Annotated in this window: 20 protein-coding genes; 12 read left to right on the forward strand and 8 right to left on the reverse strand. The window is 72.2% G+C overall.

What is annotated here, in order from left to right; all coding sequences use genetic code 11:
• Window positions 1-500: 500 nt before the first annotated feature.
• The 5 genes from SCA03_RS37435 to SCA03_RS05420 all read left to right on the forward strand — a co-directional run bounded on the left by SCA03_RS37435 (window position 501) and on the right by SCA03_RS05420 (window position 3,819).
• Window positions 501-794: a phosphatase gene (locus SCA03_RS37435; protein WP_503827387.1), complete on the forward strand. Its 294-nt coding sequence runs from the start codon at window positions 501-503 to the stop codon at window positions 792-794.
• A gap of 128 nt (window positions 795-922) precedes the next feature.
• The gene (locus tag SCA03_RS05405) at window positions 923-1,132 is read left to right on the forward strand and encodes a helix-turn-helix domain-containing protein (protein WP_158102333.1); all 210 of its coding nucleotides are present in this window, start codon (window positions 923-925) and stop codon (window positions 1,130-1,132) included.
• Between the two features lie 186 nt (window positions 1,133-1,318).
• Window positions 1,319-1,417, forward strand: a complete 99-nt coding sequence (locus SCA03_RS05410; protein WP_003948845.1) for a 30S ribosomal protein bS22 — start codon at window positions 1,319-1,321, stop codon at window positions 1,415-1,417.
• A 220-nt stretch (window positions 1,418-1,637) separates the two neighbouring features.
• Window positions 1,638-2,717, forward strand: a complete 1,080-nt coding sequence (locus SCA03_RS05415) for an NAD-dependent epimerase/dehydratase family protein (RefSeq protein ID WP_086817025.1) — start codon at window positions 1,638-1,640, stop codon at window positions 2,715-2,717.
• Window positions 2,710-3,819 carry a lysophospholipid acyltransferase family protein gene (locus SCA03_RS05420; RefSeq protein ID WP_086817023.1) on the forward strand — a complete coding sequence of 370 codons (1,110 nt, stop codon included), beginning with the start codon at window positions 2,710-2,712 and terminating at the stop codon, window positions 3,817-3,819. Before SCA03_RS05415 ends, SCA03_RS05420 begins: the two co-directional genes overlap by 8 nt.
• A gap of 236 nt (window positions 3,820-4,055) precedes the next feature.
• Here the strand turns inward: SCA03_RS05420 and SCA03_RS05430 are convergent, their stop codons facing one another.
• From SCA03_RS05430 to SCA03_RS05440, 3 genes are all read right to left on the reverse strand, one after another.
• Window positions 4,056-5,342: a DUF5667 domain-containing protein gene (locus SCA03_RS05430; RefSeq protein ID WP_030880491.1), complete on the reverse strand. Its 1,287-nt coding sequence runs from the start codon at window positions 5,340-5,342 to the stop codon at window positions 4,056-4,058.
• Window positions 5,343-5,577: 235 nt separating this feature from the next.
• Window positions 5,578-6,450 (reverse strand): ECF subfamily RNA polymerase sigma factor, BldN family, encoded by an 873-nt coding sequence (locus SCA03_RS05435; RefSeq protein WP_030880488.1) that lies wholly within the window; start codon window positions 6,448-6,450, stop codon window positions 5,578-5,580.
• A gap of 445 nt (window positions 6,451-6,895) precedes the next feature.
• Window positions 6,896-7,846, reverse strand: coding sequence for an HAD family hydrolase (locus SCA03_RS05440; RefSeq protein ID WP_086817595.1), 951 nt, complete (start codon window positions 7,844-7,846; stop codon window positions 6,896-6,898).
• Between the two features lie 111 nt (window positions 7,847-7,957).
• Here SCA03_RS05440 and SCA03_RS05445 point away from each other — a divergent pair, with 111 nt between their 5' ends.
• From SCA03_RS05445 to hemB, 6 genes are all read left to right on the forward strand, one after another.
• Window positions 7,958-8,194, forward strand: a complete 237-nt coding sequence (locus tag SCA03_RS05445; protein ID WP_037852389.1) for a glutaredoxin family protein — start codon at window positions 7,958-7,960, stop codon at window positions 8,192-8,194.
• A gap of 337 nt (window positions 8,195-8,531) precedes the next feature.
• On the forward strand, window positions 8,532-9,317 hold the full coding sequence (locus SCA03_RS05450; RefSeq protein ID WP_030880479.1) for a redox-sensing transcriptional repressor Rex: 786 nt from the start codon (window positions 8,532-8,534) through the stop codon (window positions 9,315-9,317).
• On the forward strand, window positions 9,314-10,660 hold the full coding sequence (locus tag SCA03_RS05455; RefSeq protein ID WP_030880477.1) for a glutamyl-tRNA reductase: 1,347 nt from the start codon (window positions 9,314-9,316) through the stop codon (window positions 10,658-10,660). Before SCA03_RS05450 ends, SCA03_RS05455 begins: the two co-directional genes overlap by 4 nt.
• Window positions 10,657-11,649 carry a hydroxymethylbilane synthase gene (gene hemC / locus SCA03_RS05460; RefSeq protein ID WP_030880475.1) on the forward strand — a complete coding sequence of 331 codons (993 nt, stop codon included), beginning with the start codon at window positions 10,657-10,659 and terminating at the stop codon, window positions 11,647-11,649. The genes SCA03_RS05455 and hemC overlap by 4 nt, the downstream gene beginning before the upstream one ends.
• A 74-nt stretch (window positions 11,650-11,723) precedes the next feature.
• Window positions 11,724-13,358, forward strand: a complete 1,635-nt coding sequence (locus SCA03_RS05465; protein ID WP_030880470.1) for a bifunctional uroporphyrinogen-III C-methyltransferase/uroporphyrinogen-III synthase — start codon at window positions 11,724-11,726, stop codon at window positions 13,356-13,358.
• The gene (gene hemB, locus SCA03_RS05470) at window positions 13,355-14,371 is read left to right on the forward strand and encodes a porphobilinogen synthase (protein WP_030894107.1); all 1,017 of its coding nucleotides are present in this window, start codon (window positions 13,355-13,357) and stop codon (window positions 14,369-14,371) included. The genes SCA03_RS05465 and hemB overlap by 4 nt, the downstream gene beginning before the upstream one ends.
• A 211-nt stretch (window positions 14,372-14,582) precedes the next feature.
• On the opposite strand, the gene argS is transcribed toward hemB, so the two are convergent.
• Window positions 14,583-16,364 (reverse strand): arginine--tRNA ligase, encoded by a 1,782-nt coding sequence (gene argS / locus SCA03_RS05475; protein WP_030880462.1) that lies wholly within the window; start codon window positions 16,362-16,364, stop codon window positions 14,583-14,585.
• Between the two features lie 138 nt (window positions 16,365-16,502).
• On the opposite strand from argS, the gene lysS reads away from it, so the two are divergent.
• Complete coding sequence (lysS, locus tag SCA03_RS05480) at window positions 16,503-18,272, forward strand: lysine--tRNA ligase (protein ID WP_030880458.1); 1,770 nt, start codon at window positions 16,503-16,505, stop codon at window positions 18,270-18,272.
• Window positions 18,273-18,598: 326 nt separating this feature from the next.
• On the opposite strand, the gene SCA03_RS05485 is transcribed toward lysS, so the two are convergent.
• The 4 genes from SCA03_RS05485 to SCA03_RS05500 all read right to left on the reverse strand — a co-directional run bounded on the left by SCA03_RS05485 (window position 18,599) and on the right by SCA03_RS05500 (window position 22,921).
• On the reverse strand, window positions 18,599-19,312 hold the full coding sequence (locus tag SCA03_RS05485; protein WP_086818068.1) for a DUF3558 family protein: 714 nt from the start codon (window positions 19,310-19,312) through the stop codon (window positions 18,599-18,601).
• Window positions 19,313-19,555: 243 nt separating this feature from the next.
• The gene (locus tag SCA03_RS05490; protein WP_212767134.1) at window positions 19,556-20,464 is read right to left on the reverse strand and encodes a hypothetical protein; all 909 of its coding nucleotides are present in this window, start codon (window positions 20,462-20,464) and stop codon (window positions 19,556-19,558) included.
• 300 nt (window positions 20,465-20,764) lie between these two features.
• Window positions 20,765-21,100 carry a YnfA family protein gene (locus tag SCA03_RS05495; protein WP_086818067.1) on the reverse strand — a complete coding sequence of 112 codons (336 nt, stop codon included), beginning with the start codon at window positions 21,098-21,100 and terminating at the stop codon, window positions 20,765-20,767.
• A 9-nt stretch (window positions 21,101-21,109) separates the two neighbouring features.
• A complete protein-coding gene (locus tag SCA03_RS05500) occupies window positions 21,110-22,921 on the reverse strand; it encodes an FAD-dependent monooxygenase (RefSeq protein WP_141275234.1) in 1,812 nt (603 codons plus the stop codon).
• Between the last annotated feature and the right edge of the window lie 278 nt (window positions 22,922-23,199).

Here is a 23,199-nt window from a genome sequence, read left to right on the forward strand (position 1 = left end):
GGCGGGGACGGCGGGCCCGCCGATCCCGCCGGGCCTGGAGCCCGGCCGGTACGGGGTCGGCTCGCGGTCGGTGGTGTGCGGGACCGCGGTCGGGTGTGGCGACGAACCTGACCGGGACGGTCCGGAGTTGACCGGTTCCGGGCGGGTGTGCGGAGGGTACCGGCAGACGCGAAGGCGGTTCCGGGGCGCGGTGGTGCCGGCGGTGGCCCGTCGTCGGCCGGGAGGAGCGGTGGTGGGGCGGTGAACCGGCGGGCCGGGCACGGTACTTCGGCTGTGTTCCGGCGGCCGGGGAGGGAGGGGAGCGGCGGCCCCGCTGGCGGACTCGTGGTCCGCTACGTCACTTGCGTCTCATCTCTGTCGGCGCGAGGAGACGGTGTCCTAGGACTGTCGCAGGGGGCAAGTGTCGACATAGCGACCCGATATGGGGTACGTCTGTGCAGCCTTTCCTACGTAGGAGGGGGTCGCTCCCGAGGTCGGAATCGGCGCGCGGGGAGCGGATCATGCGCGGGGCGCGCAGGTGCGCTCCCCGCCCGGCCGACGAGGGCGAACCCCGGGTGAACGGGCGGGAGTTGTGCGTCGACGGAAGGCCGGACGGGCGGCGTCGGCGGTGCTGCGCAGCAGGTCAGCTCCGGGGCGGGGCCGCGGGGGCGGCGGATGCGGACGTTCCGCGGCGCGTGCGGGGGAAGGTCGTGGCGCGGGGGGCGTGGAGCCATCCACGGGATGACGCTGCGCAGTGCGATTACTACCGCGCGCTTACTCGGTATGTACTCAATCGAGCGTGTCTGTCACGGTAGGCGGCCGATCACTACTCCTCTTCCCCACTTGCATCAGCCGCCCCTAATCTGGGGTAGAGCGCACATGCGAGCAGGAGTCACCGGAGGGGAAGCCGGTGCCCGACATGTGCGGAAGGTTCAGGTGTGACATGGCTGGTAGCGAGAGGCCTCTGAACGAGGTCGTGTTCCTGACCGTGGCCGAGGTGGCCGCGGTGATGCGTGTCTCGAAGATGACCGTGTACCGGCTGGTGCACAGCGGTCATCTGCCGGCGATTCGGGTCGGCAGGTCGTTCCGGGTCCCGGAGAAGGCCGTCCACGAGTACCTTCAGGATTCCTTCGTGGGGGTGGAGAGCGCTTAGGCCGGCGGCGGGGAGAACCGGCTGCCGGAGGCGAGCCGGAATATCCCCGACCCTCGTTCGCAAGCATTCCCCGGTGCCCGGTAGGCTGACCCCATGTAGGTCGTGTGGGCTCGGACGCCCCGCACCGAGTGATTCGAAATGAGTTCTCCCCGTCCCGGCGGGGATGATCCGTGAGCGAGGGTAGTCGTGGGCTCTGTCATCAAGAAGCGGCGTAAGCGGATGGCCAAGAAGAAGCACCGCAAGCTGCTGAAGCGCACGCGTGTGCAGCGCCGCAACAAGAAGTGAGCGAGCGCACAACGCGCAACTGACCGCCGCTCTTTCCTCCGTTCCGTACGGGGGAGGGGCGGCGGTTTTCTGTGTGCCCGGGTTGTGCGAGCGGTGGCGGTGCGGGGGTGTCACGGCGGGGAAATCCGGGCGTCATGGCCACCCGATACGGTGGCAGCCGGGAGTGTGGACGACGGGGTCGGGCATCTTCACGGCTCGCCGGACTGCCAGGGGAGGAAGGGTGGGCAAGGTCGTGCTCGTCACCGGTGCGGCGCGGGAGTTGGGCGTCCGGTTCGTCCGCCGCGTCCAGCGGGAGCCCGACGTCGACCGGGTCGTGGCGGTGGACGCCGTGGAGCCGGTGCGCGGGCTCGGCGCGGCCTCCTTCGTCCGGGCGGACATCCGGCAGCCGTCCATCGGCACGGTCCTGGCCGAGCACGCGGTGGACACCGTCGTGCATCTGGACGCCCAGGGTGCAGGGCCCGAGGGGCGCGCCGCCGGCCGGGCCTTCGCCAAGGAGATCAATGTCATCGGCGCGATGCAGCTGCTCGGGGCCTGTCAGAAGGCGCCCGCCGTGCGACGTCTGGTGATCAAATCGACGACGGGTGTGTACGGTTCCGCGCCCCGGGATCCCACCGTTTTCGACGAGCAGACCGTCCCCGGCGCGCTGCCGGCGAGCGGGTTCGCCAAGGACGCCGTCGAAGTCGAGGGCTATGTGCGGGGGTTCGCGCGTCGGCGGCCCGATGTGGCCGTCACCGTGCTGCGGTTCGCGCAGATCCTGGGCCCGGCGCGGGAGTCGCCGCTCGCCGCCTGCTTCGCGCAGCCGGTGCTGCCCACGGCGCTCGGCCACGACCCGCGGTTGCAGTTCGTGCACGACGACGACGCGGTGGAGGCGCTGCGGCTGGCCGCGGGCGAGCCGCGCGCTGGCACCGTGAAAGCCGGGACGTTCAACATCGCCGGCGCGGGCGTCCTGCTCCTCTCCCAGTGCGCCCGCCGGCTCGGCCTGCTCACGGTGCCGGTGCCGCTGCCCGCGCTCCGTTGGGGCGGCGGGGTCCTGCGGCGGGCCGGCGCCCTGGAGCTGTCGGCGGAGCAGCTCCGGCTGCTGACGCACGGCCGGGTGGTGAGCACCGTGCGCGCCCGGGAGGTGCTGGGGTTCACGCCCCGCCGCAGTACGCAGGAGACGCTGGCCGCGTTCGCCCGGGAGCGGGGCGCCGGGCCGCTGCCGCCCGGGCTGCTGGGCGGCGCGGTCGACCGGGCGGCGGCCGTGCTGGCCGGTGCCCGGGTCCGCCCGCCGCATCGTCAGGAGGCAGAGCGGAATGACTGACGCGAAGGTCATACCCTTCGGCGACGACGAGGGCCGGCCCCGCGCCGCCTCCACCGACCGGGGCGCGCGCCCGCGGCACCGGCCGTCGGCGGGCGGCCGGGATCCGCGGCGCGGCGGACCGCCGCTGTCGTCCGTCCCCGAACAGCGGTCGGAGGCGGATGCTCTCCCGCCGGGCCGCGACGCGGAGCAGCAGGGGCCGGGTCGGCAGGAGACAGGGCGGCAGGAGCCGGGCCAGGGTGGGTTGTTGGGCCGGGTGCTGGGTGACGCGTGGGATGCGCGGGCCGCGCGGGGCCTCGCCTTTCTGCGCCGCCGGCTCACCGGCGAGTACGAGGTCGACGAGTTCGGCTACGACGAGGAGCTCACCGACCAGGTCCTGATGTCGCTGCTGCGGCCGGTGTACGAGAAGTACTTCCGGGTCGAGGTGCGGGGGCTGGAGCACATACCGTCCGCGGGCGCCGCGCTCGTCGTCGCCAACCACTCCGGGACGCTGCCGCTGGACGGGCTGATGCTCCAGGTGGCCGTGCACGACCACCACCCGGCGCAGCGGCGGCTGCGGCTGCTGGGCGCCGATCTGGTCTTCTCGCTCCCGGTGGTCAACGAGGTCGCGCGCAAGGCCGGGCACACCCTCGCCTGTGCCGAGGACGCGCAGGCGCTGCTGACCCGGGGCGAGGTCGTCGGGGTGATGCCGGAGGGCTTCAAGGGCCTGGGCAAGCCGTTCGCCGACCGGTACAGGTTGCAGCGGTTCGGCCGGGGCGGCTTCGTGGCGACGGCGCTGCGGACGGGGGCGCCGATCGTGCCGTGCTCGATCGTGGGCGCCGAGGAGATCTACCCGATGGTCGGCAACTCCCGTACGCTCGCGCGGCTGTTCGGCCTTCCGTACTTTCCGCTGACGCCGACCTTTCCGTGGCTGGGGGCGCTGGGCGCGGTGCCGCTGCCGACGAAGTGGACGATCCAGTTCGGCGAGCCCCTGGCGACCGACGCGTATGCGCCGGAGGCCGCCGAGGATCCGATGCTGATGTTCCAGCTCACCGATCAGGTGCGCGAGACCATCCAGCACACGCTCTACAAGCTGCTGGTACGCCGCCGTTCGGTCTTCTTCTGATCCCTGCGCGGGCCCCCGTCGGCCCCGTCGGCCCCGTCGGCCGTGTCGGTCCGGTCGGCCTTCTCGGCCCTGTCGGACCCGCCGCGTACGGCATACGACGGCGGCGTCCGGCCCCCTCGCGAGGGGACCGGACGCCGCCGGTGGTGCAGCGGAGTTCGGCAGGCTTCGGCAGGCTTCGCCGAGGTTCGGGGAGTCACGGCGGCTTCCCGGTTCTCCCGCGGGGTGCCGCCGCTCCGCTACTCCTTGCCGCTGCCGCCGAGTCCGAGGTCGGGCAGGACCTCGGGGACGAGCGGCGGCAGGGTCACCTCGGGCTTGCCCGGGCCGGACCGGCCGTGGTCGGAGCCGCCGCCGGACTCGGAGGGGCGCTCCGCGGCCTCGGACCTGTCGGGCGGTTCGAGGAGATCGCCGCCGAGCAGACCCTCGCCGCCCTGCTGCGTGCCGGACGGGTCCGGTGCCCGGCTCGCGTCCTCGCTCCGGCCGTCCGCGCCCGCGGAGGACGAGCGGCTCGGCTGTGCGGAGGGCTCGTCCTCGCCGGTGCGGTCCGCGGAGTCGGAGTGCCGCTCGTGCGGGGCGTCGCTCTCCTCGGAGGTGCGGGGGAGGAGGGCGTGCAGCGGGCTGACGTCGTTGTCCATGGCGTCGAAGACGGAGCTGACCTCGTCACCGACGTCGCGTAGCTGGGCCGGGAGCCGGTCGCGGAGCTTGGCCCAGCCGGCCCGGTGGTTCTCGGAGAAGGTGGAGAGGCGCTGCAACCGGTGGATGTCGCCGTCGCGTTCGTACGCCGCGCTCAGCAGCCGGTGGCCCTCGGAGGCGTCGTGCCGCATGCCGGCCAGCGTCCTGCGGACCTCGCCGAGCGCTTCGTGGTCCAGCGCGCCCGAGCGCTGGCGTTCCATCAGCCGGCCCGCTTCCTTCAGCCGGGTGGAGGCGTGGTCCAGCAGGACGTTGCCGCGGTCGGCGTCGTCCCCCGCGAGGTCGAGCTGGATGTCCTCCATGCCGCGTTTCAGGCCGTAGAGGGTGTCGCCGGGGAGGGCGTCCGTACTGGCCGCGGCGGCGCCGCCGAACGCCCCGGCGGCGACCCCCACCCCCAGCCCGCCCGCCGCAAGTCCCTTGCCGAGCCGGGACTTGGGGCGCAGCCTGCTCAGTGAGGCGAGCCCCGGGGCGCGGTGTGCACCCCGCCCGGAGCCGTGCGCAGCGCTCCGGGCGTCGCGCTGCTCGGGGAAGTGCGCGCCCTCCGCCGCGTTCTCACCGTCGGCGAACGCCGCTTCCATGGCGGCGATCAGCTGCGCCCGCTGGACGGTCTTGACCTCCGGGTCCAGCTCCGGCTTCGGCAGGGCCGCCAGTTGGCCGGTCAGCGCCAGCAGCGCACGCTCGCCCTGGCCGGCGGGGTCTCCCGGTGGCGCTCCGTCGTCGCCTTCCGATGGGGCGGGAGACGTAGTGTCGGCCGCCGTACCCTCGTCGAGCCGCTGCTCATCCAGGGCCTGGGCGAAGGCGAGTGCCCGTCGGCTCGTCGGGATGGATCCGATCACCGGCGGCACCTCCTCTCGTCAGCACGGTCGACTCCCCACGGCACAGGTAGGGTTGCGCAGCCGCTCGTGCCACTCCGGGTGAAGTGCGCGCGGGCATGCCACGGTTACGGGGGAGTCTGCAACCCCCGTAACGAGCGGCAAGCCAGTCGGGTTACGGAGTCACGATGATGTGACCGCACCCACGGTACGGTTCGCGCCAACGCCCGCGCGGCCGGGCGTCGGTGGACCGGCCGGTTCAGCGGGCGTCGTCCGGGAGGAGCCGGGCGAGCGTGCGGACGGCGCGGTACTGGAGGGTCTTGATCGCGCCCTCGTTCTTCCCCATGATCCGGGCCGTCTCGGCGACCGAGAGCCCCTGCAGAAATCGGAGCGTGACGCACTCCTGCTGTTGGGGGTTGAGCTTACGTACGGCCTCCAGCAGAGCGGCGTTGGAGAGGGATTCGAGAACCGACTCCTCCGGACTGCGCTCGACCTCGTTCGCGTCGAGCATCTCGCCGGTGGTCACTTCGAGGCGGAAGCGGCTCGACTTGAAGTGGTCGGCGACGAGGTTTCGGGCGATGGTCACGAGCCAGGCCCCGAAGTCGCGGCCCTGCCAGGTGAAGGTGCTGATCCGGCGCAGGGCGCGCAGGAAGGTCTCGCTGGTGAGGTCCTCGGCCGTGGCCCGGCCGCCGACGCGGTAGTAGATGTAGCGGTAGACCGTGTCGCTGTACTGGTCGTACAGCCGGCCGAAGGCGTCCGCCTCGCCGTCCTGGGCCCGTTCGACGAGGTCCATCATGCGGCGGCTCTCGGTGTCCGAGGCCGGTGGGCGACGGGCGGTGGTGCTGCGGGCGCGGCGCCCCGCCGAGGGAGCGGCGGAGGTGCGGGCGGTGGGTGCGGCGGGCGCGGTGGGCGTTGCGGCGGTGGCGCCGGTGGCGCGGTCGGCGAAGGCGTAGCGGGGGCCGGCGGGGACGGGGGCGGGCGCTACGGAGACGAGGGGGACTACGGGGACAGGTGCGGCTGTGGCGAGGGCGGGGACGGCGTACGCAGTGGGGACGTACGCACGCAGTCGGTCGATGACTGTCGTGCGCAGCGTAGCCAGGCCCGAGGCGTCAACCCCGACGTGTGGGTACACGGGACTCCCAGAGGCAGAGCTTCCATCACGTGCAGTGCGGGACCGTTCGCCCGGCGTAGGGACGGGTGGGTACCGGATTGCGTCTGAGGAGAATAACGCTTCGTACAGGCAGCACTACACCTAGTTGCCAAAATCGTCGATTCGGTTCGTTCTGTTACGGAATGGCGCCGCAGTGAGGCGGGAATCGACACCGCAGAGTGAGCGGTTTGTTGGCTGAATCTGTCGCTTCCGGGACGACTTGTGTCCGAGTTACGCCTGGAGCGGGTGGCGGGGACTGGTTGCCGAGGGCCCCGGGTAAGACTGCTGATTTGGCGCCGGGCGGGGGCGCACACCCGGTGCGACGCGCCCGGGGTTCACGCGGGTGCTCCCCGCGGCACGTCCGGGTGTTCCGCGTCGTGCACCGGTGCGACGTGCGAGGAAGCGGCCGGACCGCCGCCGGGCCGCGTCAGCGGCGGCGGCGTTGCAGGGCCAGCGCCGCCGCCGCTCCGCCCGCCAGCGCGCCCGCGCCCGCGGCGGCCGGGAGGCCGACCTTCGCCGCCTTGCGGCCCGTGCGGTAGTCGCGCAGCCGCCAGCCCATCTCGCGGGCGTGTGCGCGCAGCTCGCTGTCCGGGTTGATCGCGTAGGGGTGACCGACCAGGGACAGCATCGGAATGTCGTTCGCGGAGTCGCTGTAGGCGGCGCAGCGCTCCAGATGGAGCCCCTCGGCCGCCGCCAGGGCGCGGACTGCCTCGGCCTTGGCCGGGCCGTGCAGGGGTTCGCCCACCAGGCGGCCGGTGTACACGCCGCCGACCGACTCGGCGACGGTGCCCAGGGCGCCGGTCAGCCCCAGGCGGCGGGCGATGATCGTGGCCGCCTCCACGGGGGCGGCCGTGACCAGCCAGACCTTCTGGCCGGCGTCCAGATGCGCCTGGGCGAGGGCGCGGGTGCCGGGCCAGATGCGGCCGGCCATGTACTCGTCGTAGATCTCCTCGCCGATGGCCATCAGTTCGGCGACGCGGTGGCCCTTGACGATGGACAGGGCGCTTTCGCGGGCGTCCTGCATATGGCCGGCGTGCTCGGCGCCCGCGAGCCGGAACCACGCCTGCTGCCAGGCGAAGCGGGTGAGTTCGCGTTTGCGGAAGAACTTGCGCTTGTACAGGCCGCGGCCGAAGTGGAACAGGGCGGCGCCCTGCATGATCGTGTTGTCCAGGTCGAAGAAGGCCGCCGCGCGGACGTCGCCGACGACCGGGAACTCGGGCTCGCCGCCCTCCGCCTCGTCCGGCGTCGCCGCCGCGCGCTCCCGGGCCTCCCGCTCCAGCTCCTGCTTGCGTGCCGCTTCCGCGGACGCTTCGCCGGCCAGCACGCTGCGTGCCGTCGCGAAGCGTTTGCGGGAGGTGAGCCATGCGGGAAGGGCCATGCGGCGAGCATAGCCAGTCTGTTCGGTGCTCCCGTGCCCAGGAGTCCGCGCGGGTGCGGGCCCGGTGCCGGGACGGGCGGTGGAGTTGTGGCCGGGCGGGACAATGGGGGGATGAGGACAGTGACGTTGATCGGGAAGCCCGGGTGCCATCTGTGCGATGTGGCGCGGGACGTGGTCGCCCGGGTGTGCGAGGAGACCGGGGCCGCGTGGGAGGAGAAGGACATCAACCAGGACCCGGAGCTGTACCGGTTGTACTGGGAGCAGATTCCGGTGGTGCTGGTGGACGGGCGGCAGCACGACTTCTGGCGGGTCGATCCGCAGCGGTTGCGGAGCGCGTTGACCGCCTGACGGCGACGCTGCGCGCCGGTGCGGTGACGGAGCGCCGAGAACGGTCGAAGCGCTGGTCAAGTCCCTGCGCGGGGGCCTCGGTCGGACGTTCCGTGTGGTCGGGCGGCGGGGCGATTTCGATTACCATCGAGGGCGTTTTGCCGTTCGGGGGCGTATACGTGAGGAGTGTGACCGCGTGTCCCCGTTGGTGCGTGTGGCGCCGGTCACGTTGGCCGGGCAAAACGGACACCATCTTTGTGCACGCGTTCACAAAGGCATAGCCTGGGCGCGATGGAGCGGTCTGGGGGAGTGCCTCACAACCGGCCGCTCACCGCTTCGCGTAACCGGCAGGAGCACCGTGGCAACTGGCCGAAACCACCGACCGGCGACGAGTCGGAGCCGAGGAATTCCCGAGGCCACCGTCGCCCGTCTTCCGCTGTATCTGCGGGCGCTCACCGCGCTCTCCGAGCGTTCCGTCCCCACGGTCTCCTCGGAGGAACTGGCGTCGGCCGCGGGGGTCAACTCGGCCAAGCTGCGCAAGGATTTCTCCTACCTCGGCTCGTACGGGACCCGCGGTGTGGGCTACGACGTCGAGTACCTCGTCTACCAGATCTCGCGGGAGCTGGGGCTCACCCAGGACTGGCCCGTGGTGATCGTCGGTATCGGTAACCTCGGCGCGGCCCTGGCGAACTACGGCGGTTTCGCCTCGCGTGGGTTCCGGGTCGCCGCGCTGATCGACGCGGACCCGACGCTGTCCGGCAAGCCCGTCGCCGGTATTCCCGTGCAGCACACCGACGAGCTCGAAAAGATCATCAGCGACAACGGGGTCTCCATCGGCGTGATCGCCACGCCCGCCGGTGCGGCACAGCAGGTCTGCGACCGGCTGGTCGGTGCCGGGGTCACCTCCATCCTCAACTTCGCGCCGACCGTGCTGTCCGTCCCCGAAGGGGTCGACGTCCGCAAGGTCGACCTCTCGATCGAGCTCCAGATCCTCGCCTTCCACGAGCAGCGCAAGGCGGGCGAGGAGCCGGCCGGCGAGCCCGAGACGGACACCGCGCCGCCCGCGGCGCCGCCGGCCGTCGCCGTCCAGAAGCGCACCGGGAGCGGACCTGACGGGGATGTGCCCGCCGTGATGCCGGCATGAGTCTGCTCGTCGTCGGGCTGAGTCACCGCAGCGCGCCCGTGAGCGTGCTGGAGCGTGCCGCCCTGGAGCCGCAGGCGCGCGGCAAGCTGTTGCAGGACGCGGTGGGGGCCGAGCCGGTCGCGGAGGCCGCGGTGCTCTCCACCTGCAACCGGATCGAACTGTACGCGGACGTCGAGAAGTTCCACGCCGGTGTCGCCGACCTCTCCACGCTGCTGGCCCAGCACAGCGGTGTCGGGCTGGAGGAGCTGACCCCTTATCTGTATGTGCACTACGAGGACCGCGCCGTGCACCACCTGTTCTCGGTGGCGTGCGGGCTGGACTCGATGGTGGTCGGCGAGGGGCAGATCCTCGGGCAGATCAAGGACGCGCTCGCCCTGGCGCAGGAGCTGCACACCGCGGGCCGGCTGCTGAACGATCTGTTCCAGCAGGGGCTCCGGGTGGGCAAGCGGGCGCACTCGGAGACCGGGATCGACAAGGCCGGTCAGTCGCTGGTCACGTTCGGTCTGGAACAGCTGGCCGCCGGGTCGGCGTCCGTCGAGGAATGGGCGTACGGCAAGCGCGCGTTGGTCGTCGGTGCCGGGTCCATGTCGTCCCTCGCCGCGGCGACGCTGGCGCGGGCCGGCGTGGCCGAACTGGTGATCGTCAACAGGACGTTGGCCCGGGCCGAGCGGCTCTCCGCCGCCCTCGCCGACGAGCGGGGCGACGCGGACTTCGTCCGGGCGCTGCCCATGGACGGGGTGCACGAGGCGCTCGGCGCGGCCGATGTGGTGGTGTCCTGCACCGGCGCCGCCGGGGTCGTCCTGACGACCGAGGCCGTCCAGAGCGCCGTCGGCCGGGCCGAACGGCCGCGCGCCGCCGGTCTGTCGGTGCTCGACCTGGCCATGCCGCGGGACGTCGACGCCGGGGTGCACCGGATCGAGGGGGTGCGGCTGGTCGACATCGAGTCGCTGGCCGAGGCCGAGGCCGACGCCCCGATGGCGGCCGACGTCGAGGCCGTGCGGGCGATCGTCGCCGAGGAGGTCGCCGCGTTCGGTGCCGCACAGCGGGCCGCGACGATCACTCCGACGGTGGTGGCGCTGCGCACCATGGCGGCCGATGTGGTCGCCGCCGAACTCGCCCGGCTGGAGGGCCGGTTGCACGGCATGGACGACAAGCTGCGCGCGGAGGTCACGCAGACCGTGCGCCGCGTCGTCGACAAGCTGCTGCACGCGCCGACGGTGCGCGTCAAACAGCTCGCGGGCGAACCCGGTGGCGCCGGGTACGCCGACGCGTTGCGTGAACTCTTCGACCTCGACCCGCAAGCGGTCGCCGCTGTCAGCAATCCGGAACAGGAGCGGCCATGAAGTCCGCACAGGGCCCGGCACTCAAGTTGGGTACCCGCCGCAGCAAGCTCGCGATGGCACAGTCCGGGCTGGTCGCCGATGAGGTAAGGCGGCTGACCGGCCGGCCCGTGGAGCTGGTGGAGATCACCACCTACGGGGACACCAGCCGGGAACACCTCGCACAGATCGGCGGCACCGGCGTGTTCGTCAACGCGCTGCGTGACGCCCTGGCGAGCGGCGAGATCGACTTCGCCGTGCACTCGCTCAAGGACCTGCCCACCACCCAGCCCGAGGGGTTCACGCTCGCGGCCGTGCCCACGCGCGCGGACGCGCGGGACGTGCTGGTGGGCCGGGACGGGCTCGGCTTCGAGGAGCTGGCGCTCGCCGCGGCTCCGGGCGTCGCGCGGATCGGCACCGGCTCGCCCCGGCGCATGGCGCAGCTGAACGCCTGGGCGCGTGCGCTCGGCGTCGAGGTCGAGACGGTCCCCATCCGGGGGAACATCGACACCCGTATCGGCTTCGTCCGCTCCGGCGAGCTGGACGCGGTCGTGCTGGCCTCGGCCGGGATGCAGCGCATCGGACGGCTGGACGAGGCCACGGAGCTGATCTCCCCGGATTCCGTACTGCCCGCCCCCGGCCAGGGGGCACTGGCCGTCGAGTGCGCGGCGTCCAACGCGCACCTGGCCGCACAGCTCGCGGAGCTGGACGACCCGTACACCCGGGCCGCGGTCACCGCAGAGCGAACCCTGCTCGCCGCCTTGGAGGCCGGCTGCAGCGCGCCCGTCGGGGCGCTGGCCGACCTGCTTGTCGAGGGGCAGGTTGTCACCGAAATGCGCCTGCGCGGCGTCGTCGGCACCACCGACGGCTCCACGCTGGTGCAGTTGTCCACCACCGGTCCCGTACCGGCGTCCGCCGACGACGCCACGGTCCCTGAGCGCATGGGCCGTGAACTCGCCGACGAGATGCTCGCCAAGGGTGCGGCCGGTCTGATGGGGGAGCGAGCACTTTGAGCCCCACCGCCGCCGACAAGTCGCGCGTCGACCAGTCGAGCACCGCCCAGAACACGGCAGTCGCGAGACCGCACCTGCACGGTGCACACGGGCACGTCACCTTCCTGGGTGCCGGGCCCGGGGACCCGGGGCTACTGACGTTGCGCGCCGTGGAGGCGCTGGCGCAGGCCGACGTGCTGGTCGCCGATCCGCGCGTGCATGCCGTCGTACGCCCCCATGTGCGCGCAGGGGCGGACACACCACTCCAGCCAACCGCTGACGAGGCATCAACTGCCCCCGCACCGGCGGAGGATGCGGCTGTCGATGCGGTGGAGTCTGCCATAGCCGCCGCGCGCTCCGGCAAGCGGGTCGTCCGTGCGGTCGCCGGTGATCCCGGACTGGACTCGGACGCCGCCCGCGAGATGCTCGCGCTGGCGTCCGAGGGCATCCCGTTCGAGGTCGTGCCGGGTGTCGCGGCCGCCGTGGGCGTGCCGGCCTACGCGGGCGTGCCGCTGCGCGACGGGCAGGGCACCGATGTGCGGTTCGTGGACGCCGGGACGGCCGACGAACGGTGCTGGACGGAGCTGGGAGCCAGCGACGCCACCGTCGTCGTCTCCACCACGCTGGACGCGGTCACCTCGGCGGCGGGCGAGCTGGTCTCGGCCGGCCGCAAGCCCGATACGCCGCTGACGGTGACGCTGGCCGGTACGACGACCCGGCAGCGCACCTTCACCGCCACGCTCGGCAGCATCGCCCAGACGTTCAAGCAGGCGAAGGTGCTGCCCTCGCCGGACGGCGGGCAGCCCGTCATAGCCGTGGTCGGCGAGCGCAGTGCCGCCGCGCAGCGCGAACAGCTGGCCTGGTTCGAGTCCAAGCCGCTGTTCGGCTGGCAGGTCCTGGTGCCGCGCACCAAGGAGCAGGCGGCGTCGCTCTCCGACCAGCTGCGTTCGTACGGTGCCGTGCCGGCCGAGGTGCCGACCATCGCCGTCGAACCACCGCGCACCCCGCAGCAGATGGAGCGGGCGGTCAAGGGACTGGTGACCGGCCGGTACGAGTGGATCGCCTTCACCTCCGTCAACGCCGTCAAGGCCGTGCGGGAGAAGTTCGAGGAGTACGGGCTGGACGCGCGTGCCTTCGCCGGGATCAAGGTCGCGGCGGTGGGCGAGCAGACGGCCAAGGCACTGATCGCCTTCGGTGTGAAGCCGGATCTGGTGCCGAGCGGGGAGCAGTCCGCCGCCGGGCTGCTGGAGGACTGGCCGCCCTACGACCCGGTGTTCGACCCGATCGACCGGGTGTTCCTGCCGCGGGCCGACATCGCCACCGAGACGCTGGTCGCCGGCCTGATCGAGCTGGGCTGGGAGGTCGACGACGTCACCGCGTACCGTACGGTGCGCGCCTCGCCGCCGCCCGCCGAGACCCGGGAGGCCATCAAGGGCGGCGGGTTCGACGCGGTGCTGTTCACCTCGTCGTCCACGGTGCGGAACCTGGTCGGTATCGCGGGCAAGCCGCACAACGTGACGGTCATCGCCTGTATCGGCCCGGCCACCGCGAAGACGGCCGAGGAGCACGGCCTGCGGGTGGACGTCATGTCGCCGGAGCCTTCCGTGCTCAAGCTCGCGGAGGCGCTGGCGGACTTCGGCGCCAAGCGGCGGGCCGACGCCCTGGAGGCGGGAGAGACGGTCAAGCGGCCGAGCGAGAAGCGCCCGGCACGGAGGAGGGCACGCTCGTGAGCACGAACGAGGGAACCGGCGGCGCGTACGGAAGCTTTCCGGGGGCGCGCCCGCGCCGGCTGCGCACCACCCCGGCCCTGCGCCGGATGGTCGCCGAACACCGGGTGCACCCGGCGGATCTGATCCTTCCGGCGTTCGTCCGCGAGGGTACGGACGAGCCGGTGGCGATCGGCTCCATGCCGGGCGTCGTGCAGCACTCCCGGGACTCGCTGAAGAAGGCCGCGGCGGAGGCCGTCGCGGCCGGCATCGGCGGGATCATGCTCTTCGGCGTGCCCGAGGAGGCCAAGAAGGACGCCGAGGGCACGGCCGGGACGGACCCGGAGGGCATCCTCCAGGTCGCGCTGCGCGATGTGCGCGCCGAGGTCGGCGACGACCTCGTCATCATGTCCGACCTGTGCCTGGACGAGTTCACCGACCACGGGCACTGCGGCGTCCTGGACGCCGCCGGCCGGGTCGACAACGACGCCACGCTGGTGCGGTACGCCGAGATGGCGCGTGCGCAGGCCGCCGCCGGTGCACACGTCGTCGGCCCCAGCGGAATGATGGACGGGCAGGTCGCCCACATCCGCGAGGCGCTGGACGGGGCCGGCTTCGCCGACGTGGCGGTCTTCGCCTACACGGCCAAGTACTCCTCCGCGTTCTACGGCCCGTTCCGGGAGGCCGTCGCCTCCTCGCTCCAGGGCGACCGCAAGACCTACCAGCAGGACCCGGCCAACTCCCGGGAGGCACTGCGCGAGTTGGCGCTCGACCTCGCCGAGGGCGCCGACATGGTGATGGTCAAGCCCGGGATGCCGTATCTGGACGTCCTGCGGGACGTCGCCGAGCGGGCGGACGTGCCCGTCGGCTCGTACCAGATCTCCGGCGAGTACGCGATGATCGAGAACGCTGCCGCCGCGGGACTGCTCGACCGGGACGCGGCGATCACCGAGACCCTGACCGGCTTCAAGCGGGCCGGGGCGAGCATGATCCTGACCTACTGGGCCGTCGAGGCGGCCACACGGCTGCTGCGCTGAACGGGCCGGACAGAGCGGGCGCTGCACGGAGTTGCTCGCCCGCCCGCGCCGGACGTCGACGGTCGAGTGCGCACACGTCACGTCCGCGCACACGAAAGGGGGCCGGCGTCCCGGACGCCGGCCCCCTTTGACGCGTTCTGCCTGATGTTCTGCGCTTACGGTCCTCTGCCTACGGCGCCTGCCTTACGGCGGCTTGCCTACGGCTGAGGCCCTACAGCCGCTCCGGCGTGCGGATGCCCAGCAGGGCGAGACCCTGACGCAGGGTGCGGGCCGTCAGATCGCACAGGAACAGGCGGTTCTCGCGCTGCTCGTCGGTGTCGGCGTGCAGCACCGGGCAGTGCTCGTAGAACGGGCCGAAGAGCGTGGCCAGTTCGTAGAGGTAGGCCGCGAGCTTGTGCGGCTCGTTGGTCTCCGCGACGGTCGCCAGCGTGTCACCGAAGGCGTCCAGCTGGAGGGCGAGCGCACGCTCCTGCGCGGCCAGCTCCACCTCCGGATGCGCGACGGGCTTCGCCGTGTCCGCCGCCTTACGGAAGATCGAGCGGACCCGGGCGTAGGCGTACTGCACATAGACGCCGGTGTCGCCGTTCAGCGAGACCATGCGGTCCAGGTCGAAGACGTAGTCACGGGAGCGGGACGTCGACAGGTCGGCGTACTTGACCGCGCCGATGCCCACCTGCTGCGCCCGGTCCTGGACCTCCTCCTCGCTCAGGCCCAGACCGCCCTGCTCGGCCTTCTCCCGGACGACCCCGGCCGCCCGCTCGACGGCCTCGCCCAGCAGATCCATCAGCCGGACCGACTCTCCCGAACGGGTCTTGAACGGCTTGCCGTCGGTGCCCAGGACGGTGCCGTACTCCAGGTGCTGGGCGACGCCCTCGGGCAGCCAGCCCGCGCGGCGGGCCGTCTCGAAGACCATCTTGAAGTGCAGCGCCTGACGGCCGTCCACCACGTACAGCATGGTGTCCGCCTTGAGCACGCCGACCCGGTTGCGGACCGCGGCCAGGTCCGTCGCGGCGTAGCCGAAGCCGCCGTCGGCCTTCTGCACGATCAGCGGCGTCGGGTTGCCGTCCGGGCCCTTGACGTCGTCGAAGAAGACACACAGCGCGCCGTCCGAACGGACCGCGACGCCCGACTCCTCCAACTCGCGGGCCAGCACCGGAAGATCGTCGTTGTAGGCGCTCTCGCCGACCACGTCGTCGTCCGTGAGCAGGACGTCGAGCTTGTGGTAGACGGCGTTGAAGTACCGCTTCGACTCGTCGACGATCTTCTGCCACAGCGCGACCGTCTCGGCGTCGCCCGCCTGGAGCTCGACGACCCGGCGGCGCGAGCGCTCCTTGAACTCGGCGTCCGCGTCGAACTTCTCGCGCGACGCCTTGTAGAGCCGGTTGAGCCGGGACATGGCCGCGTTGCCGCCGCTCTCGGTGCCCTGCTCGGCGCCGGACTCGTCCAGCTCGTGCGGGTGCTCGATGAGGTACTGGATGAGCATCCCGAACTGGGTGCCCCAGTCGCCGATGTGGTTGCGGCGGATCACCTCGTCCCCGCGGTGCTCCATGATCCGCACCAGGGCGTCGCCGATGACCGTGCCGCGCAGATGGCCGACGTGCATCTCCTTGGCCACGTTCGGCTGCGAGTACTCGATCACCATGCGGCGCGGGCTGTCGGTGACCGGGACGCCCAGCCGCTCGTCCTCCGCGCGCGCCGCCAGATTCCGCACGAGCGCGCCGTCGGCGACGGTGATGTTGAGGAAGCCGGGGCCGGAGACCTCGATGTCCGCGATCTCGTCGTTCTCCGGGAGCGCGTCGGTGACCTTGGCGGCCAGCTCGCGCGGATTGCCCTTGAGTCGCTTGGCGAGGGCCAGCATGCCGTTGGCCTGGAAATCGGCCCGGTCGCTTCGTCGCAGCAGCGGGTCCGCGGAGCCGGCCTCCGGCAGGGCTGCCGAGAGGGCGTCCGAGACGCGCTGACTGACCGTAGCGGCGAGTGAGGGGACCGAAGCCATGGAGTGCTGACCGTTCCGTCGGTGTGTCAAGGATGAGGCGCCCATTATCCCACGGACGGCCGTGGGACCGTCGGCCGTGCGCGGGTGGGACAATGGGGCGGCAGGCTTGCAGAGCGTAGAGAGAAGGAAGTGCCGGACGTGGCTCAGACCACTCACGAGGCCGACTGGGTCTCCCGTATCGCCGATGAAGTCATCGCCGAAGCGGAACGCCGAGGTCTGAAGCCGGGCAAAGCCGAGCCGGACGGCGGGACACGGCCCCTCGTGTGCGCCTCCGGGCTGAGCCCCTCCGGGCCGATCCACCTCGGCAATCTGCGCGAGGTGATGACCCCCCACCTGGTCGCCGACGAGATCAAGCGGCGCGGGGTGGCGTGCGAGCACATCATCTCCTGGGACGACTACGACCGGTTCCGCAAGGTCCCGGCCGGCGTCGACGGCGTCGACGAGTCCTGGGCCGAGTACATCGGCCGCCCGCTGACCTCCGTCCCGGCGCCGCACGGCAGCCCGTACGCCAGCTGGGGCGAGCACTTCAAGGCCGCCATGGAGGCGTCGCTGCTGGAGCTCGGCGTGCAGTTCCGCGGCATCAGCCAGACGCAGATGTACACCTCCGGCGCCTACCGCGAGCAGATCGCCTTCGCCATGCGCGAGCGGCAGCGCATCGACGCCGTGCTGGACCGCTACCGCACCCTCGACAAGAACGCCAAGGGCGGCAAGGGCAAGAAGCAGAACAAGCCCGTCGACGAGGCCGAGGTCGAGGCCGCCGAGGGCTCCGGTGCCGCTGCCGAGGACGACGGATCCGGCGCCGGAGCGGGCACCTACTACCCGTACAAGCCCTACTGCACCGTGTGCAACCGGGACCTGACGACCGTCACCGCCTACGACGACGAGACCACCGAGCTGAGCTACACCTGCGTGTGCGGGCACGGCGAGACGGTGCTGCTGCGCGAGTTCGACCACGGCAAGCTCGTGTGGAAGGTCGACTGGCCGATGCGCTGGGCCTACGAGGGCGTGATCTTCGAGCCCTCCGGCGTCGACCACCAGTCGCCCGGCTCCTCGTACGTCGTCGGCGGTCAGCTCGTCAAGGAGATCTTCGGCGGGGAGCAGCCGCTCGGCCCGATGTACGCCTTCGTCGGCATCAGCGGCATGGCCAAGATGTCCTCCTCCAAGGGCGGCGTGCCCACCCCGGCCGACGCGCTCCAGATCATGGAGGCCCCGCTGCTGCGCTGGCTGTACGCCCGGCGCAAGCCCAACCAGTCCTTCAAGATCGCGTTCGACCAGGAGATCCAGCGCACCTACGACGAGTGGGACGCCCTCGGCCGGAAGATCGCCGACGGCAGCGCACAGCCCGCCGACCTCGCCGCGCACACCCGGGCCTCCACCACCGCGCTCGGCCCGCTCCCGGCCACCCCGCGCCCGCTGCCGTACCGGACGCTCGCCTCCGTCACCGACATCACCGGCGGACAGGAGGAGCAGACGCTGCGCATCCTCAGCGAGCTGGACCCCGCACACCCCGTGCACAGCCTCGACGAGGTCCGGCCCCGGCTCGACCGGGCGCAGCGCTGGGTGAACACCCAGGTGCCCGCCGACCAGCGCACCCAGGTGCGCGAGGAGCCCGACGCCGAACTGCTCGCCTCCCTCGACGAGGAACAGCGCGCCTCCCTGCGGCTGCTGCTCGACGGGCTGGACGAGCACTGGTCGCTGGAGGGGCTGACCCAACTCGTCTACGGCGTGCCCAAGGTGCGGGCCGGGCTCGACCCGGACGCCAAGCCGACCCCCGAACTGAAGGTCGCACAGCGGGGATTCTTCGCCCTGCTGTACCGGCTGCTCGTGGGGCGGGAGACCGGGCCCCGGCTGCCGACCCTGCTGTTGGCTGTGGGGGCCGGGCGGGTGCGCAAGCTGTTGGGGGGCTGACGGCACCGGGGGCTCGGCTTCGCCGTCGGGCCCCCTCTCCCCTATGAGCGCCTCGGCCTTGGCTGTGAGTTCCTCGGCTTGGCCGGTGCTTCCCGGAGCTGCGGTTTCCGGCTCGGCCGGGAGCGCCTCGGCGTGGTCGGTTTCCCGGGTTTCTTTCCTTGAGGGCTTCGCCCCCTGCATGGGGCTTCGTCCCTGTCCCCGCTGGCCTCGTCGGCCGGGCGTCGGGGGCTCCGCCCCCTCTGGGAGACCCCCGCTCCGTGGTGCCCTGGAGCGGGGGTCCTGCCTCTTGGCGTGTGTGCCCCGTGGGAAGTGCGGGGCCGGGGTTGTTACTTGATCTTGGAGACGGCCTGCTTGGCGGCCTTTTCCGCGTTCTTCTTCAGGTCGTCGGCGCTGGGCTTCTTCCCGCTCTCGAAGCCGGTGCCCTCGTAGTCGACCGTGACGACCACATTGGCCGTGCGGGCCACCAGGCGGTGCGCGTTGTACTCCTCGGACTTGTCCTTGGAGTCCTTCTTCTCCGTCTCATAGGCGATGGAGATGGCCTCGTCGCCCACGCCGGAGACCTTCGACTCCTTCGGCTTCTTGTTCTCCTTGTTGCCGGTGGTGTCCGTGAGCTGCTGCTTCATGTACTCACCGGCGCGCTTGTCGCCCGCGCCCAGGGACTCGTCGGAGTCGAAGCGCTTGAGGGACACCGTCAGCTGCCGGTAGTCGTACTTGTCCAGGCCGCTCCACAGGCAGCTGCCCGCGTCGTTCAGATCGCCGGAGCCGACGCGCTTTCCGGCCTCGTTCTTCGTGCCCGGGACCAGGTCCTTGACGGTGTCCTTCGACAGGGCGTCGCAGGAGTCGGGCAGCTTCTTGTACTTCGCCGGGGCGACGGTGGGCTTCGACGAGCTGGCGGAGGCCGAGGGGCTCTCCTTCTTCTCACCGTCGTCCGAGTCCGAGGAGCAGCCGGCGACCAGCAGGACGGGGAGCGCCACCGCCGTGCAGGCGAGCGTGACGGCCTTGCTCCGTCGTGGGGCGTTGCGCGTGGCGTTTCGGTGCATGGTTCCTTCGCTTCCGGGGGTTCGTCGCCAGCCCCGGAGCGCGCCGGCGGGAGCCGGTGCGCCGTCCGGTGCTGGGGCGAGCTCTGGGCGAGCTCTGCGCGAGCCGGGGGGGTGGCTGTGCTCAGGGCACGGTACGTGGCGCCCGGGGCGGTGTGGGCGTTTCGTGGCAGCTCCCACAGCGTGGGAACGGTCACGGCCGCCGGGGCCCCGCCTGCCGCGTGAGGATGCTCACGCGCGCATCGCTCACTCCTCCTCGTCGAACTTCGCGGCCAGCTGCTCGGCGAGCTTCCGCGCCTTGTCCTGTAGCTCGCGGCTCTCCGGGATCCGGTGCTTGTCCGTGACCCACTGGTCGTACTCGACCGTCGCAATCACGTTGGCCGTGCGGAAGACCAGGGTGATGTCCCGGTGCAGACCGGAATCGCCGGTGTCCAGTTTGTCGTTGATGTAGGCACTGTCGCCGATGTTGTCCAGAGTACGGGGGGCCAGATCGTCGTCCTGGCCGGGGGAGGCGCTGTCCGAGGGCTTCTTGTCGGAAGACTTCTTGTCGGAGGGCGTCGCCTTCGGAGTGCCGTCGTCGGAGGGCTCCTTGTGCGGGGACGCCTTCCCGTCGGGCGTCTTTCCGTCCTCGGGGGCGTCCTCGCTCTCGCCGGTGTCGGCCTCGTCGCTCTCCTCGCCGGGGGTGGAACCCGCCGGGATCCGTGCCTTCTCGGCCTTCGTGGCGTACAGCTGCTCCGCCTGCTCGTCGTCGCTGACCGCGGGGTCGTAGGACACGACGCGCTCGAAGTCGATGTGCAGATGGCGGGTGCCGAGCGTGGTGGCGCTCTTCCAGCGGCAGCCGACCTTGCGGTCGGTGTCGTAGGTCACGCCGGCCTCGCCCTTGTACGGGTCGGCGCTGCTGCCCTCGTCCGGCCCCTCGCCGTCGGTTCCGTCGGACGGGGTGGCGCCGGCGCCCGGGAGCATGTCCTTGAGGGTGCCGCGGTTGACGGTGCCGCACGGCTCGGGGAGCGTCCGGTACTTGCCGGGGGCGACGGAGGCGGAGGCGGAGGCGCTGCCGGGTTTGCCGTCGTCCTCGCCGTCGGAACCGGAGGAGCCGGTGCAGGCGGAGAGGGCGCCGACGAGTGCGACGGCCACCGCGGTGTGAGTCGCGTACATCGCGTACCTGGCGTACGTCCTTGCCCTCCGCGGCACGGCTGGCCTCCTGGTTCGGGTCGAGAACTGGGTCCGCCGGCACGGGCGACGGGTGCCCCAATGTCTACCGCACGCGCCGTACGGGCGTCCGGTCGGCGGGGGCTATGGCCGACGATGTCGGCCTTTTCCCCTTCGGGTGGTCCGCTGCCCATTCGAACAGCCTGCCATGGCCCTCCGCCGGGCCGGGAGGCCGGTGTGGCGGCCAACTTTCCGGGGAGTGACGGCAGTTGGCCGCGCTACACGTGAGATGCGTCACGCTGTGCCTCAGTTGCCCCGCGGTGCGTACATGATCACCGCCACGCCGGCGAGGCAGACCAACGCGCCCACCACGTCCCAGCGGTCGGGGCGGAAACCGTCCATGGCCATCGCCCAGATCAGCGAGCCGGCGACGAAGACCCCGCCGTACGCCGCCAGGATCCTGCCGAAGTGGGCGTCCGGCTGGAAGGTGGCCACGAAACCGTAGACACCGAGCGCGAGGACGCCCGCCCCGATCCAGAGCCATCCGCGGTGCTCACGTACGCCTTGCCAGACCAGCCAGGCACCGCCGATCTCGAACAGGGCGGCGAGGGCGAACAGGAGGACGGAGCGCGCAACCAACATGACCGCAGGTTATGCGTCGGCCCGTATGCGGTCCTTGTCCGCTCGGCCCCGGGCGGTGGGCGGGCCCGTCCATGCGGTCAGCGCCTCCTCCAGGCCGGCGGGCTCCGGGCCCTCGGCGGCCCAGGCGATATGGGCGTCCGGGCGGACCAGCAGGGTGCGCCGGCCCGGGCCCGCCGACTCCACCTGGACGAAGCGCCGGTCCGCCGGGCGGCGCGCGGCCCCACGGGGAGTGACCAGTACGAACCTGCCCTCGCGCAGGGCCTCGTACAGCCGGCCGGAGGTGAGCCGCAGATCCGGTACACGCTTGCCGGTCAGAGGGTGGGGCGCCGGCGCCCCACCGAGCCCGGGCAGCGGTGCCCGGCGCCCACGGCGGTGCGGCTCCTGGGACCCCGGGGAGGCGGGCGGGTAGGACAGGTGGATGCCGGAGACGGTGCCCATGGCGCGCTGGTTGAGCGCGCGGACCCGGTTGACCGCCGTGGCCGCCAGGGTGCGGACGGCGCCGCTGCCGGGGTAGCGCAGCAGGCCGAGCCGGACGAGGGCGCCGCTCGTGCGCACCATCAGGGCGCCGATGGGGCGGCGTTCCGCCTCGTAGGTGTCCAGCAGGGCGTCCGCCGCGCGTGCGGACGCGGCCTCGCCGCCCGCCGCCTGCGCCGCCTCCAGGGCCCGGACGAGTTTCCAGCTGAGGTTCGCGGCGTCCTGGAGCCCGGTGTTGAGGCCGAGTCCGCCGGCGGGGGAGTGGACGTGTGCGGCGTCCCCCGCCAGGAAGGCGCGCCCCACCCGGTAGGCAGGGGCCTGGCGTTCGTCACTGCGGAACCGGGAGATCCAGCGGGGATCGCGCATACCGAAGTCCGAACCCATCGCGGAGCGGACCGTCTCCCGTACCTCTGCCAGCTCCACCGGTGCGTCGTCGGGCAGTTGACGGTTCCGGTCCCAGCCCATGACGCGGTACCAGCCGTCCCCGAAGGAGCCGACCAGGGCGAACGTCTGCCCGGAGGCCGAGACGACGAAGGGGTCGCGGGGCGGGGCGTCCAGCCGGACGTCCGCCAGAACCAGCGAGCGGAGGACGGGCCTGCCGGGGAAGGGGACACCCAGCTCGCGGCGGACGGTGCTGTGCGCACCGTCGGCGCCCACGAGGTACCCGGCCCGCAGGGTGTGCACGCCGTCGGGCTGCCGCACCTCGATCTCGACGCCCCCGGGGCGGTGCCGCAGGGCGGTCATCCGTGCGCCGTACCGGAAGTCGACGCCGGCGGCGCGGGCCCGGCGCTCCAGCAGCCGCTCGACCACGTACTGCCCGACGATCAGGACGAAGGGGAAGCGCGTCGGCAGCGTCGTGGGGTGCAGCGTGGCGTTGCCGAACAGGCGTAGCCGGTCGATCGGATGGCCGGCCTCGACGAGTTCGTCCGCCAGGCCGCGGGCGTCCAGCTGTTCCAGCGTCCGGGCGTGCACGACGAGGGCGCGGGTGAGGTTGCCGACCGCCGCGTCCCGCTCCTCGACGAGGGTGACGCGGCGCCCGGCCGCCGCCAGGTCCCCGGCGAGCAGCAGGCCCGTGGGCCCCGCGCCGACGACGAGAACCTCCGGCTCGGGCGGTGCGCGGTGCTCCCCCTGGCCCGGCGCGGGCGCGGGCCCCGTCCGCGAGGAGCCGTCGTCACCGGAGGAGGTGCGGTAACCGTCGGAGCCGACGGTGTCGGCGGGGCTGTCGGAGCTGCCGGGGTCGCCGGAACTGCCGGAACTGCCGGAGCGGGTGGGGGGCTTCCGGTTGTTGGGGTCGGGAGGGGTGTCGGAAGCGGGGTGGAGGGCGGAGTACGGGCGGGAACGTGCCATGGCTGCCTCCCCGAGTGATCGGGCGTGTCAGCGGATGTCGTCGGGTGCCGGTGTTGCCTGATCAGTGGATGTCGGTGGCCGGTAGTGGGTCGCAGGGGAGGGCGCGGGGCCGCACGGGAGCCGGTGAGGCGGCGACGCCCGGTGGTCGATGCCCGGTGGTCAACGGCGGTGCTCAACAGCGCTGGTCAAACAGGGCTGGTCAACACGGGTCAACGCCTGGTGGCCAACGCTTGTTGGCACCACCGTAAGCGGCGGCGCGATGGCGTGTCAACGCTCGT

Origin of the sequence: Streptomyces cacaoi (assembly GCF_006539165.1) — a bacterium.
GTDB classification, from domain to species: domain Bacteria; phylum Actinomycetota; class Actinomycetes; order Streptomycetales; family Streptomycetaceae; genus Streptomyces; species Streptomyces cacaoi.

Excerpts from the sequence above, each read along its gene's own strand:
- SCA03_RS37435 (WP_503827387.1), top strand. The coding sequence starts at position 501 with ATGCGCGGGGCGCGCAGGTGCGCTCCCCGCCCGGCCGACGAGGGCGAA.
- SCA03_RS05405 (WP_158102333.1), top strand. The coding sequence starts at position 923 with ATGGCTGGTAGCGAGAGGCCTCTGAACGAGGTCGTGTTCCTGACCGTG.
- SCA03_RS05420 (WP_086817023.1), top strand. The coding sequence starts at position 2,710 with ATGACTGACGCGAAGGTCATACCCTTCGGCGACGACGAGGGCCGGCCC.
- SCA03_RS05440 (WP_086817595.1), bottom strand. The coding sequence starts at position 7,846 with ATGGCCCTTCCCGCATGGCTCACCTCCCGCAAACGCTTCGCGACGGCA.
- SCA03_RS05445 (WP_037852389.1), top strand. The coding sequence starts at position 7,958 with ATGAGGACAGTGACGTTGATCGGGAAGCCCGGGTGCCATCTGTGCGAT.
- SCA03_RS05455 (WP_030880477.1), top strand. The coding sequence starts at position 9,314 with ATGAGTCTGCTCGTCGTCGGGCTGAGTCACCGCAGCGCGCCCGTGAGC.
- hemC (WP_030880475.1), top strand. The coding sequence starts at position 10,657 with ATGAAGTCCGCACAGGGCCCGGCACTCAAGTTGGGTACCCGCCGCAGC.
- argS (WP_030880462.1), bottom strand. The coding sequence starts at position 16,364 with ATGGCTTCGGTCCCCTCACTCGCCGCTACGGTCAGTCAGCGCGTCTCG.
- SCA03_RS05485 (WP_086818068.1), bottom strand. The coding sequence starts at position 19,312 with ATGCACCGAAACGCCACGCGCAACGCCCCACGACGGAGCAAGGCCGTC.
- SCA03_RS05490 (WP_212767134.1), bottom strand. The coding sequence starts at position 20,464 with ATGTACGCGACTCACACCGCGGTGGCCGTCGCACTCGTCGGCGCCCTC.
- SCA03_RS05495 (WP_086818067.1), bottom strand. The coding sequence starts at position 21,100 with ATGTTGGTTGCGCGCTCCGTCCTCCTGTTCGCCCTCGCCGCCCTGTTC.
- SCA03_RS05500 (WP_141275234.1), bottom strand. The coding sequence starts at position 22,921 with ATGGCACGTTCCCGCCCGTACTCCGCCCTCCACCCCGCTTCCGACACC.